This window comes from Pseudomonas sp. 31-12, from assembly GCF_003151075.1.
Classification (GTDB): Bacteria; Pseudomonadota; Gammaproteobacteria; order Pseudomonadales; family Pseudomonadaceae; genus Aquipseudomonas.
Genome location: NZ_CP029482.1, coordinates 3,261,766 through 3,275,421 on the forward strand (window position 1 = coordinate 3,261,766; position 13,656 = coordinate 3,275,421).

A 13,656-nucleotide genomic window follows, 5' to 3' on the forward strand; every position below is an offset into this window, starting at 1 on the left:
TGACGTTATCAGTCAGGATCGGGCACAATGCCCGGAAACTTCACGCCAGCGCTCTGGACTAACCCTCATTAGTCGCGTTGGGCTATAACCTTTGACACACTTTATTTGTAGTAGGGAGCATCAGCACATGCAACTCGGGATTATTGGACTGGGCCGCATGGGCGGAAATATTGCGCGTCGCCTGATGCTCAACGGGCATACCACCGTTGTTTACGACCGCAATACCGCCTTCGTCGACACCCTGGCCGCAGAGGGCGCCAAGGGCGTCATCGACCTGCCGGCGCTGGTCGCCGGCCTGGCCAAGCCACGTGCGATCTGGGTCATGCTGCCGGCCGGCGCACCGACCGAAGACACCATCGACACCCTGAGCACCTTGCTCGAAGCCGGCGATACCATCATCGACGGCGGCAACACCTTCTATAAGGACGACATCCGCCGGGCGAAAACCCTGTCGGAGAAAGGCCTGCACTACATCGACGTCGGCACGTCCGGCGGCGTCTGGGGCCTGGATCGCGGTTACTGCATGATGATCGGTGGTGAAGCCGAGGTGGTAAAACGCCTTGATCCGCTGTTCGACAGCCTGGCGCCGGGCATGGGTGACATCCCTCGCACCAAGGACCGCAAGTCGGAAGACGATCGCGCCGAGCGCGGTTACATCCACGCAGGTCCCGCAGGCTCTGGCCATTTCGTGAAGATGATCCACAACGGCATCGAGTACGGAATGATGCAGGCCTTCGCCGAAGGCTTCGACATCCTCAAGACCAAGGCCAGCGAAAACCTGCCGGAAGACCAGCGCTTCGACCTGAATGTGGCCGACATCGCCGAAGTCTGGCGCCGTGGCAGCGTCGTGTCGTCGTGGTTGCTCGACCTGACCGCCGACGCACTGGCCAGCGATCCTAAACTCGACGGTTACTCAGGCTCGGTGGCGGACAGCGGTGAAGGCCGCTGGACCATCGAAGCCGCCATGGAGCAATCGGTGCCCGTACCGGTGCTGTCGAACTCGCTGTTCTCCCGCTACCGTTCGCGCGGCCAAGGCACCTTTGGCGACAAGATTCTCTCGGCCCAGCGCTTCGGCTTCGGCGGCCATGTGGAGACTGCGAAAAAATGACGCGTCTGATCCGTAATAAATCCAAGGCAGAACCCGCACCACCGACCACGCTGTTTTTGTTCGGTGCCCATGGTGACCTGGTCAAGCGCTTGCTGATGCCGGCGCTGTACAACCTGAGTCGCGACGGTCTGCTTGGCGATGGACTGCGGATCATCGGCGTTGACCACAACGCCATCAGTGACGAAGCCTTTGCGCAGAAGCTCGAGGATTTCATCCGGACTGAAGCGGCCACCAAAGTCGGCAAGAGCGATGAAGCCCTTGACCCGGCGCTGTGGGCCAAACTGGCCAAAGGCATCAGCTACGTCCAGGGCGACTTCCTGGACGACAGCACTTATCAAGCGCTGGCGGCGAAAATCGCCGCCAGCGGCACGGGCAATGCGGTGTTCTACCTGGCCACCGCACCACGTTTCTTCAGTGAAGTGGTGCGCCGCCTCGGCGCCGCCGGCTTACTGCAAGAGACACCCGAAGCGTTCAGAAGGGTGGTGATCGAGAAACCGTTCGGCTCCGATCTGCACACCGCTGAAGCGTTGAACGCGTGTTTGCTCAAGGTAATGTCGGAAAACCAGATCTACCGGATCGACCACTACCTGGGCAAGGAAACCGTGCAGAACATTCTGATCAGCCGGTTCTCCAACAGCCTGTTCGAAGCGTTCTGGAACAACCATTACATCGACCACGTGCAGATCACCGCCGCCGAAACCGTCGGCGTGGAAACCCGTGGCAGTTTTTATGAACACACCGGCGCGTTGCGGGACATGGTGCCCAATCACCTGTTCCAGTTGCTGGCGATGGTGGCGATGGAACCGCCGGCAGCCTTTGGTGCCGATGCGGTCCGTGGCGAGAAGGCCAAAGTGGTCGGCGCGATACGTCCGTGGTCAACGGAAGAGGCGCGGGCCAACTCGGTGCGTGGCCAATACACGGCTGGCGAGCTCGATGGCAAACCCTTGGCCGGTTATCGCGAAGAAGCCAACGTCGCGCCGGACAGCAATACCGAAACCTACGTTGCGTTGAAAGTCATGATCGACAACTGGCGTTGGGTCGGCGTGCCGTTCTACCTGCGCACCGGCAAGCGCATGAGTGTGCGTGACACCGAGATCGTCATCTGCTTCAAGCCTGCGCCGTATGCGCAATTCCGTGATACCGAAGTCGATGAGCTGCAACCGACCTACCTGCGAATCCAGATTCAACCCAACGAAGGCATGTGGTTCGACCTGTTGGCCAAGCGGCCCGGGCCGGCCCTGAAAATGGCCAACATTGAGCTGGGTTTTGCCTACAAGGATTTCTTTGAAATGCAGCCGTCCACCGGCTACGAAACGCTGATCTACGATTGCCTGACTGGCGATCAGACGCTGTTCCAGCGCGCCGACAACATCGAGAACGGCTGGCGCGCCGTGCAGCCATTTCTTGATGCCTGGCAGCAGGACGCGAGCGTGCAGCGCTATCCGGCCGGCGAGAATGGCCCGAAGACGGCTGATGAACTGCTGGCCCGCGACGGTCGCGTCTGGCACGGCCTCGGATGAGTGAAGTCCTGCAACAGCCCATCCGTTTTCTGCTGAGCGACATGGACGGCACCTTGCTGCTGCCCGATCACAGCCTCAGTCAGCGCACCATTGAGGCCGTTCGTTCCTTGCGCGAGGCTGGTGTGCTGTTCAGCCTGGCCACCGGCCGTCCACCCAAAGCCATGCTGCAGCAGATCGAAGCCCTCGGCGTCGACCTGCCAACGGCGGCGTTCAATGGCGGCACGATCGTCCATCCGGACGGTAGTTTGCTGGTTGCGCATTATTTGCCGGCCACCGCTGCGCTGACGGCGCTGGCACTGTTTGCCGATCAGCCGGACGTTGAAGTCTGGGTGTTCAGTGGCGGTGACTGGTTGCTCAAGGACCCGAACGGGGTGATGGTCCCGCGCGAGCAGCACGGTCTCGGCTATCCGCCGGTGGTGGTCGAGAGTTTCGAGCCGTTTCTGACGCGCATCGACAAGATCGTGGCTACCAGCAACAACACGCAATTGTTGATCGAGCTGGAGGCGCAACTGTTGCCTAAAGTGGAAGGCCAGGCACAGGTCTCGCGGTCGCAACCGGTGTACCTGGACGTGACGGCGATGCAGGCCAACAAAGGCGCCGCATTGGCGACACTGGCCGAGTTTCTCGGCGTGCCGCTGGAGCAGACTGCCGCGATGGGCGATGGCGGCAATGACCCGGCGATGTTTTATTGTGCCGGGTTGTCGATTGCCATGGGGCAGGCGGAAGAAGCGGTGAAGCGCCAGGCCGATGTGGTGACAGGCGCCAACACCGAAGACGGCGCGGCACAGGCGATCGAGCGGTATATCCTCCCTCGCTAGTTCACTTAAATCCCACTGTGGGAGTTGGCCTTTGTGGCGAGGGGGCTTGCCCCCGTTGGACTGCGCAGCAGTCCCGTTTTTTAGGGCCGCTTCGCGACCCGACGGGGGCAAGCCCCCTCGCCACAATGCCCGCTCCCACAGGTTCAGTGTTACAGCCAGAAACTGACGGCGTACCAACCCAAAACACCCATCACCACCGTATACGGCAACGCCATCAACACCATCCGCCCATACGACAGCCGAATCAGCGGTGCAATCGCCGACGTCAGCAAAAACAGAAACGCCGCCTGACCATTAGGCGTCGCCACGCTCGGCAGGTTGGTGCCGGTATTGATCGCAATGGCCAGCGTTTCGAAGTGCTCACGGCTCATGTGCCCGGAGACGAATGCCTGCTTCACTTCAGTGATGTAAATGGTTGCCACAAACACGTTATCGCTGATGGCTGACAACAAGCCGTTGGCTATGAACAGCATGCCCGGTTGCTGATCGGCCGGCAGCGCCAGCACCCACTGGATCAACGGCGTAAACAGCTGCTGATCGTGGATCACCGCGACCACTGCGAAGAACACCACCAGCAATGCCGTGAACGGCATGGCGTCCTTGAACGCGTTGCCGATGCGGTGCTCGTCGGTGATGCCGGTGAAGGCGGTGATCAGCACGATTACCATCAAGCCGATCAGCCCCACTTCAGCCACGTGAAACGCCAGGCAGCCAATCAGAATCAGTGCCGCCAGCCCTTGAACGATCAGGGCTGCGCGTTGCCGCGAGGTACGCTGGGCGTTGTCTTCGGCCGCATAATTGGCCAGTACCGCGCGTACGTTGTCCGGCAGCAGCGTGCCGTAACCGAACCAGCGCAGTTTCTCCAGCAGCACGCAGGTCACCAGGCCGGCGACCAATACCGGCAATGAAACGGGCGCGACTTTCAGAAAGAACTCGGAAAAGTACCAACCCATCTCGTGACCAATCAACAGATTCTGCGGCTCGCCAACCAATGTGCAAACACCGCCCAATGCCGTGCCCACGGCGCCGTGCATCAGCAGGCTGCGCAGGAAAGAGCGGAACTGGTTGAGATCGTCATGATGCAGTTTGGGCAGGTGCTGGTCATCGCTGAACCCACTGTCCTGACGCGGATCGTTGCCCGAGGCGACGCGGTGATACACCGAATAGAACCCCACCGCAGCGCTGATGATCACCGCCGTCACCGTCAAGGCATCAAGGAACGCCGACAGGAACGCCGAGAGAAAGCAGAACATCAGGGCCAGCAGCGCCTTGGATCGAACCCCCAGCAGCAAGCGCGAGAACAGGAACAGCAGCAGGTCTTTCATGAAGTAGATGCCTGCCACCATGAACATCAGCAGCAGGATCACCGGAAAGTTGTGCACTAGCTCGTCGTAGAGCGCCTGGGGCGTGGTCATTTTCAGCAGCAGCGCTTCGACCAGCAGCAACCCGCCGGGTATCAGCGGATAACACTTGAGCGCCATGGCCAGGGTGAAGATGAATTCCAGCACCAGCAACCATCCGGCTGCCACCGGACCGACCGTCCACAACACCAGTACGTTAAGTATCAGGAAGCCGACAATGCTCGCCTTGTACCAGCGGGGGGAGTGGCCGAGAAAGTTGTGCGCGAAGGCGTGGGCCATTGAACCGGACATCGGCTACTCCTTGTATTAAGAAGCGCGCAACTTGCCGTAAGCCGAAGGGAAGATCAAGGGTGGGAAAATTCGTTGGCCTAACCGAGATAGCGCGCCACGATCGCCCGGTAGTTACCGTCCAGCGAATAACCCGCTACGACGATGCCTCCATCCGCTTGAACAGCCACCGACGTGGCGGTATCCAGGCTGCGGCCCAGGCGGGTGCGAACCCAGCAGGTGCCCTCGGCAAAGCCAGGATCCAGCTGTCCGCCCGGTAAATACCGGGCCAACAGAAAGTCGGCTTCAACTCCGCCAATCGTGGCGCCCACCGCCAGCACGCGACCGTCTGGCTGGAGCTGGGCGGCGTTCCACTGGCAGCCGCTGCGCCCGATCTTCAGCAAGTGTGGCTGGCCACTGTTGCAATGAACGTCCGGGCGACCGTTGCTGTGCAGTTTCAGCGCCAGGCTATGCATCGGGTCGCGGCTGCTGCCAAAACACTGCAAATCGCCATTTTCCTGCTGGACGATCTGACTGACCTGAGCGCTGTGCCCCTCAACACTGAAGGTCATGAAACCATCCACGGCGAAGTGGTCATCCAGGCTGCCGTCGGGGAGGTAGCGCGCCAGCAAGCCTTCTTCAGGGAAATTGATCGAGCCGCCGACCATGATCCGACCGTCCCGCTGCACCATCAGGCTGCTGAGCCAGGAGTTCATCAGCAAATGCCGGACCATGACAAAGCCGCGACCGTTGAAGGAGCTATCGAGCTCACCCGTGTCGGTGAGGCGAATCAGCAGGCCTACGTGGTCGGCCAGTTCGAAGGGGTGATTGGCCAGCAGCAGGATGCGACCGTCAGCCTGAACCTGGACGTCGCAGGCTTCGGCTCCCGGTACGCCAGGAGGAAGCCAGGCGTCGCGCACGCCCCGTGACAGATTTCCCGGCAGGCGTATGACGCAGCATCCATCGTCGCCAAAGTCTCTGAGTGGTTGACCTTGCGAGTCAAACATCGCCAGAGCCGGCAGTGTCTGGTGAGCGTCTTCATAGTGCAGGCCGGCGACCAGGATGTTGCCGTCTCCCAAGACCAGGACCTTGCCCGCCATGGCCTCATAACCGCGCTGGAATTGCCCGATGACACTGCCGCGAGTACCAAATGCCAGGTCCGCGGAACCGTCTTCAAGCAAGCGAGCCAGGCCAAAGCAATGGCCGCCCCGAGTGCCGACTTTCGCCGCTACCAGAATGCGACCGCTGGAATCGATCGCCACGCTGTTGGCGATGCTCGACGTACTGGCGGCGAAATACACCTGGGTTTTGCCATTGGAGGCAAAATTTTTATCGAGGTGACCGGCCGTGTATTGCGCCGCAGGTTGGGCAAAAGCAGTCTGGTCTGGCATGCGCGCGTCTCCTTGCGAGCTGACCGAAACCCGGGGAACGGGAGGGCAACTGCGTGTGCAAAACATTCAATCCCTGAACGCTCGATTGCACAACCGTAACAACTAACAGGTGGAGGGTCGCTTTGTGCCAGAACAGTGTCTTTTCGAACCACTGACAAGCCTGCCAAGTAATTCGAGGCGAGTAGGCAGGATGAAGAGGTGCAGTGACTACCGGAAGTAGTCCGCTAAAGGAAGGTGAGGGGGCGGATCACATTTAAGTCATCCGCCAAAGCACCTTAGTGCGGCATGGACCATGATTGCAGTGTGTAACCTTCTTCGCTCAATTCGGCGCGAGCTTCTTCCAGCAGGTGTTCAAGTTGCGCTGGGTCAGAATACGTACTGCATGGGATTTGCGTGCGGCCGATGTGGGCATTGGTGCGGTCGATAATGGTCAGGCTGAGTTCGCCATTGCCGTCTTGTGGGGCCCAGGCCACGCATTGAAAAGGTTGGAATGCGCGGTTGGCAATCAAAAGAGCTTCGTTGATACGGAGCGGGGCGGTCATGGGATCTTCTCTCTATTATGCCCAATCAAGTGACAGGCCGTCGGTTGGGCTTACCGTTCGGCTGGTTACTTGTACTGATGCATTCAACCGGGGGTCAGGTCACACCCAAATCAAAAGAAATTTCAACTTTCTTTCATATACTCAACGCAGGGCGGTTTTTGAAAGCTGAATGAAAGGTTGAACTCGTTAGGTAACTAACAAACCCGTTCTTATAACTAATAAAGCAATATCCCTATAGTCAAACGGTACAAGGTAGTGTCAAATTCTTGCTAATGTTACAGCCAGATCCGCCAAACGACTGTTTTTAATAATATTTCCTAAAGTTTGGCGTCAAGGAACAGTCATGATCGAAACGCCTGCGTTACGACGTCTGTTAGTAGTAGATCCCTGCGACGACTGCCATCGTCTGTTGCCGGGTCTGCGCTCTGTGGGCTGGGATGTTGACAGCTGTTCCTTGGAGAACGCCGGCGACCGAACGTGCGATGTCGGTCTGTTGCGATTACAACCCTTTCATCTGGAACGCCCCGAAGCCGTCAAAGAACTGATCAGCCGCAGCGGTACCGAGTGGATTGCCGTTCTCAACCAAGAAGTCCTGCGCCTGCAAAACGTCGGTGACTTCGTCTGCGAATGGTTTTTTGACTTCCATACCTTGCCGTTTGATGTCTCCCGGGTGCAAGTCACGCTGGGCCGGGCGTTCGGCATGGCGCGCCTGCGCGGGCAGGGCACGATTCATATCGATCAGCCAGAGCACGAACTGCTTGGCGACAGCAAACCGATTCGCGAACTGCGCAAATTACTCAGCAAACTGGCACCCACCGAGTCTCCGGTATTGATTCGTGGTGAAAGCGGTACCGGCAAGGAACTGGTGGCCCGCACGCTTCATCGACAATCCCAGCGTCACAACAGACCTTTCGTTGCAATCAATTGTGGGGCAATTCCCGAACACTTGATCCAGTCCGAACTGTTCGGGCATGAGAAAGGCGCCTTTACCGGCGCCCACCAACGCAAGGTTGGTCGTATCGAAGCGGCGAATGGCGGCACTTTGTTCCTTGATGAGATCGGTGACCTGCCACTGGAATTGCAAGCCAATCTGCTGCGCTTCCTGCAGGAAAAACACATCGAGCATGTCGGCGGCAGCCAGCCGATTCCAGTGGATGTGCGGGTATTGGCGGCGACGCATGTCGACCTTGAGGCCGCGGTCGAGAAAAAAACCTTTCGTGAGGATTTGTACTACCGCCTGAACGTGCTGCAAGTCGTCACTGCGCCATTGCGTGAACGCCATGGTGACTTAGCGATGCTGGCCAACCACTTCTCCCATTTCTACAGCCATGAAACCGGCCGCCGCCCCCGCAGCTTCAGCGACGACGCCTTGATTGCCATGGGCAAGCATGACTGGCCGGGCAATGTCCGCGAGCTGGCCAACCGGGTACGTCGCGGGTTGGTGCTCGCCGAAGGCCGGCAGATCGAAGCGCGAGACTTGGGGCTGCTCAGCCAGCATACGATTCCTGCGCCGATGGGCACGCTGGAAGACTACAAGACCCGCGCTGAACGCCAGGCCTTGTGCGATGTACTTAATCGCCACAGCGATAATCTGAGTATTGCCGCCAAGGTGCTGGGGATCTCCAGGCCTACCTTCTACCGTTTGTTGCACAAACATCAGATCCGTTAGACGCAAGATAAAAAGCTTACAAACACAAAAAAGCCCCGCCGGGATTGAAGTCGCAGCGGGGCTTTTTGTTGTGGATCAGAAGTAGTACGGGAATTTCAGGCTGAAGGAAAAGTCAGGCGAGTCATCGGTCAAGCCGATGGCCAGGTTGGGTACGATCGTCAAGTTGTCGGAGGCGGCCAGGGTCATGCCGATGTTGAAGTTGGCCGAGTTGTAATCGCTGTTGGAAATCGACTGCCAATCACCACCGTCCGGCCTGATCTTGCTCTTGCGGGCGAACTGATCGGTGAACGAGAACGACATACTCATCTTCTCGTTCAAGGCGAATGCAATGCCGGCGCCGATCTGCCAGGAATCGCCCAGCTTCACGTCCCCTTTCACCTTGGAGCCGACTTGAGGACTGATGTCGCTGAAAGAGTCCTGCACGTTGTAGGTGTAGGACAGGCTGCCGAACAGCACGGCAGGGTCGAAGGTCTTGACCAGCGAGATACCCGGGGTGATCGCCCAGACACCGTTGCCGGTCGGCAAATCCTCGGGGACGGAGAGGTTATCGTTGGTCGGGTCGCTGACCAGCTTGATGCCGTAAGGGTCTTTGCCGGTCGGTGCCTTGACGCGCAGTGTAGCGACCGCGTCGGGCAGGCTTGCCGACTCATCCAGAAACTTGTAGGCAACGCCAACGTTCACATCGCCGATGGTCGGGTCGCGAGTAACGGTTGCGTCAGACGTCACCGGGCCTGCGCCACCAGCCCCACCGGAGGAGTACGTCGATTCGCGATAAACCACGGGAACGTTAATGTCGAACTGCCAGCGCTGTGCCACGTTGTAGCGGGCGGTCAGGTCCAGGGTCCAGTTGTCGGCCTTGATGCGGTCGAGGTTGATGTTGCCGAGGAAAATCGAGTCCAGTGCCAGGAAGCCGTTGAGCGTTAATGCACGGGTATCGTAGTGCGTGTAGGTCAGGCCTGTTTCGACACTGAACTTGCCGCCACCGAAGAAGCCGCTGGCTTCGTCATACAGGTTGGAAACGCTTTGCGCAGGCTCCGAATCCTCCTTGAGCGACTGGCCGTATGAACTGCCGGTGGTTCCCGGCGCTCCGGCGGCCACCGCCTGGCCACCCCTGGTGCCTTCGGCGGGGGATTTGGTCAGGCGTTTGGGAGCCGGTGTTGCCGGTGCTTCTTCGACTTGGCGAACGCGTTGCTCGAGTACCATCAACGCGTTCTGTTGTGCTTCGTAACGCTGTTTCAACTCCATGAGTTCTTGTTTTAGGATTTCGACCTGGGGGTCCGGTGCTGCGTATAGCATTGAGGCCGGGGCCAGGCTACTCAAACATACCAAAGCTCTGAACGTAAAAGATCGTTGCATGGGTTAGCCGTCCCTTCTGACTACATCTGATGAGACTGAGCGTAGATCAGAATCCGAGAGTGCGAAGGCCTTTGAGCTGGTCCAGATTGCCGCTCACCGATCCGGCTGATGGCACGTTGTCACGCAGCACCACATTGAAGGACGTGAGGTTACGGACCTGGTTGCTGCTGCCGAGCAAAGTCGTGTTCTGCATCAGTCCACCCTGGGCCAGGCGTTGTACGGTACTGCCCTGGTTGTTGTTGGCCACGATGTTGAATTGCACACCCGTACCGGTCGAGGAAACGCTCATTGAGCCCGCGCCATTGTTGCCGACCAATGTCATGCCTGCCGCCAGTGCCTGGCCTTGCTGTTGGGTGACTGGCGCCTGGTTAGCCTTAGTGACGCTGATATCGACGTTGTTGTAGGCCGTATTATTGTCGCCGGCCGCCCGCACGACCTGGGTGACACCTTCGGTGGTGTTGAGGCCGCTGCCGCCCGTGACGGCGCCGGTGCCGGTACTTTGCGAGCGCGCGGAGCCATTACCTTTTTCATCGATCATCGACACATAGAACTGTGGCTTGATGGTCGATTGTTGAATTTGCATCGTGGAAGTCGCGCCGATCACTTCACCGTTGGCATTTTGCCAAGTGCTCGTCATCGCAATGCCGAAACTGATGATCCGTCCCGGCATGACATAGCGGCCTCGCAGCGTCGCCAGTTCCTGATCTTTGAGTTCAATGGGTTTGAACGTCTGTGCCTGGGTCGGCAGGCTGGCGGCCAGGCAAACCACGGCCAGCCAGAATGGAGTCTTCATTGGATGCTCCCGGAGCGTCATGCTCGCTTGTTATTAGAAGAAGTCGCTTTGGATAAATCCAAAATCCATCAACTCTGCGTCCTGCACCGGGCTGAAGGCGTTGATGCGGTTCCTGGCGGTCAGTGGCATGGGCGGGTCGAGCAGCGCGTTGTTTTTGTCGTAACCCTGGCCAATGACGGCAAAGATGATGCCGTTCCAGCCTTTTATGAAGTCGTCTACTTTGTAACGTTTATGTCCGAGTACCGGATCGCCGATATAGACCCAGCCCTGATGGACTCTTTGCATGACCACAAAATGTTTGTAGCCACGGATATCCATGAGTACCACCACCGGAATCCGGATATCGCTCAACGTTTCCGGCGCTACCCGATAGCCACGGGCCCGCATGCCGATACTTTCCACGTAACGCTTCATGTCGAGCATGGAGAAGCCCTGGACGCGGACAAGGTCTTGATCGGAGTGAGCCAGCATGCCTTCGATGATCTGTTCTTCATCCACGTCGAGCCAATAGGCTTGGCGCAAGATGGTTGCCAACGCCGCTGCGCCGCAACTGAAGTCGGTTTTCTGTTGCACCAGGTCGGCAAATTTACGCTCGCGTACGCTCTGGATCGGCTTGTACACAACAGCGCCGCCCGGCAGGATGGACAGCGGCATTTGTGCGGCCTCGATCACGGTGGCCACGCAAAGCAAAATTGCCAAGGCGATTATGCGCATGGTGGGACGCCCCCTGATGGTGTTGAAAGAGGCCCCCGTAAGGGGGCCTCCAGAGACAGCATTTAGAACGATTGGTTGGAAATGGCCAACGAGTTGCTTTGTTGGTTGCCCACACCAGCCGCCACGTTGACGCCCAGGTTGCCGCTGCCGCCGTTCACCGAACCGCTCAGGGTTGCAGTGTTGGTCACAGGGTTGGCCCAGCCAGTTGGAGTCAGCACTTGATAAGAGTAGGTGTTGCTCAAATCATAAGAGCTGCTTTCACTGTAGGCTTTCGCTTTTGCGTACTCAGACTCGGACGATTTGCTGCCCGATTTTTCGTACGAGGAGTCAGACGACTTCGTGTACGACTTGTCGTACGATTTTTCGAACGACGAATCGCGAGATCTGTCGTACGAGGAATCGCGCGATTTGTCGTACGAGGATTCGTGCGACCTGTCATACGATTTGTCTATCGAAGCATCAAGCGTTGCGTCGAGCGATGCGTTAAACGATGCGTCGGACGAACTGCTGCGAGTGCGATCGCCCCAGCCATTGTTGACGGTAGAGGAGCTGGAAGCCGCCGCAGTAGCATCCAGCGTAGCGTTCAACGAAGCATTCAACGAAGCACTCGAAGAACCGCTAGCACTGCTGCTGTTAGAACCGCTCGCATTGCTGCTGTTCGAGCCGCTCGCATTACTGCTATGAGAACCGCTTATATCAACGCTTTTTGAACCGCTGGCGTCATAGCTTTTGGAACCGGCTTTGTTCCAGCTGGAAGAAGCGCTTTGACTGCCGCTTGCCTCAAACGACTTATCTTTGGAGAAACTGCCGCTCGCCGTATTGGTAACGGTGATCGTATCAACGCGGTAGGTCCGATCAGCGTTGTTGTTCACGATCAGGCCGGGACCGTTTTGAACGGCGGACGCGGTGGCGGTTGCATTACCCAGTGGAGCATTGGCGTTGGCAATTGCCATGGTGTTTTTCTGCTGGTTCAGATCGCCGCCAGCAATGTTGATACCCATGTTGCCGCTGCTGCCGCCGCCAGATCCGCTCATTACGGCAGAGTTGGTGGAGCCAAAGTTATCGACGCGGTTATTGTTGCTGACTTGCCTCACGTCAGCGGTGGCAGTGGCCGTGCCGAACACAAAGCTGTTATCGATCGCGGCGTTGTCGGAGGCTGCGTTGGCGATGGCGGCGGCGTTGTCTTGCTGGTTGCCGGCACCGGCCGCCACGTTGACGCCGACGTTGCCGCTCGCGCCTGCGGCCGAACTGCTCATCTCGGCCGAGTTTTCTGTCCCTTCATTCCAGATGCTATTGCCGGTACTGTTCTGCCGGTCCGTCGCATTGGCAGTCGCATTGATTGGGACCATTCTTGCAGGAGGGGTTTGTTGTTGGCCACCGTTGTGATGACCATGATGGTTGCCACGCCGATCATTTTGCCCAGCTTGTACAGCAACAGCCATGACCGCAGCAATTGCGAAAACCAGAGGCTTTAGTGCCATCGAAGGTTTCATGGTGATTCTCCGTACTTATTTTAGGTTAAGTGTTGTTTCTTACCTTTTGGGTCAATCCACGACCCGTACGCTCAGGGTGTTGGCCATGCGGTTTCCCACCCCGGCGCTCTGATTCAACTGGATCACCCCACGGCTACCGGTGAATGCCTGGTCACTGGTAGTGACCTGGCGATAGCCGGGTGCAGAGTCAGTTGGATCGGAGTTGTTGAGCAGCGCCACGTTCTGTTGCATGAGGACGCTGTCGTCGATACTTTGCGGCTGTTTACTGATGCTTATCCGCAGTGCGTTGGCTTGCTGGTTACTGGCACCTGCGCTCTGGTTGACACCCAGTACGCCGTTGCCGTGGCTGAAGGAGTCACCCTGAATGTTGGACTGGGCATCAATTCTGGGGTCGACAACGGTGCGCAAACGCTGGCGAATCTGCGTGGTCGCACTGGCATTGGTACCAATGGCGATGGCCCGGGCGTTGGCCTGTTGCTGAAGATCGCCCGCCGCCTGGTTGACGGTGAGGTTGCCTTGGTACTGCATACCCGAACCGTCGATGTCGGCGTTATTGATGACGGGAGGTTGGGCAAAGGTCGATGCACTGCAAAACATGGCGATCATCAGCAGCGTACGATTCAT

At 58.3% G+C, this 13,656-nt stretch carries 12 protein-coding genes; 4 read left to right on the plus strand and 8 right to left on the minus strand.

The genetic code is table 11. The features are described from left to right. The first annotated feature begins 127 nt into the window (after positions 1-127). From gnd to DJ564_RS15355, 3 genes are read left to right on the plus strand one after another with little or no spacing between them, the layout of a single operon-like run. Positions 128-1,108: a phosphogluconate dehydrogenase (NAD(+)-dependent, decarboxylating) gene (gene gnd, locus DJ564_RS15345; protein WP_109630881.1), complete on the plus strand. Its 981-nt coding sequence runs from the start codon at positions 128-130 to the stop codon at positions 1,106-1,108. Further along, the gene (gene zwf, locus DJ564_RS15350; RefSeq protein WP_109630883.1) at positions 1,105-2,628 is read left to right on the plus strand and encodes a glucose-6-phosphate dehydrogenase; all 1,524 of its coding nucleotides are present in this window, start codon (positions 1,105-1,107) and stop codon (positions 2,626-2,628) included. The genes gnd and zwf overlap by 4 nt, the downstream gene beginning before the upstream one ends. Next, complete coding sequence (locus DJ564_RS15355) at positions 2,625-3,446, plus strand: HAD family hydrolase (RefSeq protein WP_109630886.1); 822 nt, start codon at positions 2,625-2,627, stop codon at positions 3,444-3,446. Before zwf ends, DJ564_RS15355 begins: the two co-directional genes overlap by 4 nt. A gap of 149 nt (positions 3,447-3,595) precedes the next feature. On the opposite strand, the gene nhaB is transcribed toward DJ564_RS15355, so the two are convergent. The 3 genes from nhaB to DJ564_RS15370 all read right to left on the minus strand — a co-directional run bounded on the left by nhaB (position 3,596) and on the right by DJ564_RS15370 (position 7,007). Continuing rightward, positions 3,596-5,098: a sodium/proton antiporter NhaB gene (nhaB, locus tag DJ564_RS15360; protein ID WP_109630889.1), complete on the minus strand. Its 1,503-nt coding sequence runs from the start codon at positions 5,096-5,098 to the stop codon at positions 3,596-3,598. A 77-nt stretch (positions 5,099-5,175) separates the two neighbouring features. Continuing rightward, on the minus strand, positions 5,176-6,465 hold the full coding sequence (locus DJ564_RS15365; RefSeq protein WP_109630891.1) for a hypothetical protein: 1,290 nt from the start codon (positions 6,463-6,465) through the stop codon (positions 5,176-5,178). Positions 6,466-6,740: 275 nt separating this feature from the next. Further along, a complete protein-coding gene (locus DJ564_RS15370; protein WP_109630893.1) occupies positions 6,741-7,007 on the minus strand; it encodes a hypothetical protein in 267 nt (88 codons plus the stop codon). A 343-nt stretch (positions 7,008-7,350) separates the two neighbouring features. Between DJ564_RS15370 and DJ564_RS15375 the strand changes: the two genes are divergently transcribed. Then, positions 7,351-8,676 (plus strand): sigma-54 dependent transcriptional regulator, encoded by a 1,326-nt coding sequence (locus tag DJ564_RS15375; protein ID WP_109630897.1) that lies wholly within the window; start codon positions 7,351-7,353, stop codon positions 8,674-8,676. A 75-nt stretch (positions 8,677-8,751) separates the two neighbouring features. Here the strand turns inward: DJ564_RS15375 and DJ564_RS15380 are convergent, their stop codons facing one another. The 5 genes from DJ564_RS15380 to DJ564_RS15400 form a co-directional block, all read right to left on the minus strand. Further along, positions 8,752-10,032 (minus strand): hypothetical protein, encoded by a 1,281-nt coding sequence (locus DJ564_RS15380; protein WP_109630899.1) that lies wholly within the window; start codon positions 10,030-10,032, stop codon positions 8,752-8,754. Between the two features lie 46 nt (positions 10,033-10,078). Then, positions 10,079-10,825 carry a hypothetical protein gene (locus tag DJ564_RS15385; RefSeq protein WP_109630902.1) on the minus strand — a complete coding sequence of 249 codons (747 nt, stop codon included), beginning with the start codon at positions 10,823-10,825 and terminating at the stop codon, positions 10,079-10,081. Between the two features lie 33 nt (positions 10,826-10,858). Further along, positions 10,859-11,539 (minus strand): C39 family peptidase, encoded by a 681-nt coding sequence (locus DJ564_RS15390; protein WP_109630905.1) that lies wholly within the window; start codon positions 11,537-11,539, stop codon positions 10,859-10,861. Between the two features lie 62 nt (positions 11,540-11,601). Next, the gene (locus DJ564_RS15395; protein WP_109630907.1) at positions 11,602-13,032 is read right to left on the minus strand and encodes a heme utilization protein; all 1,431 of its coding nucleotides are present in this window, start codon (positions 13,030-13,032) and stop codon (positions 11,602-11,604) included. A 51-nt stretch (positions 13,033-13,083) separates the two neighbouring features. Next, the gene (locus tag DJ564_RS15400; protein WP_109630910.1) at positions 13,084-13,656 is read right to left on the minus strand and encodes an adhesin; all 573 of its coding nucleotides are present in this window, start codon (positions 13,654-13,656) and stop codon (positions 13,084-13,086) included.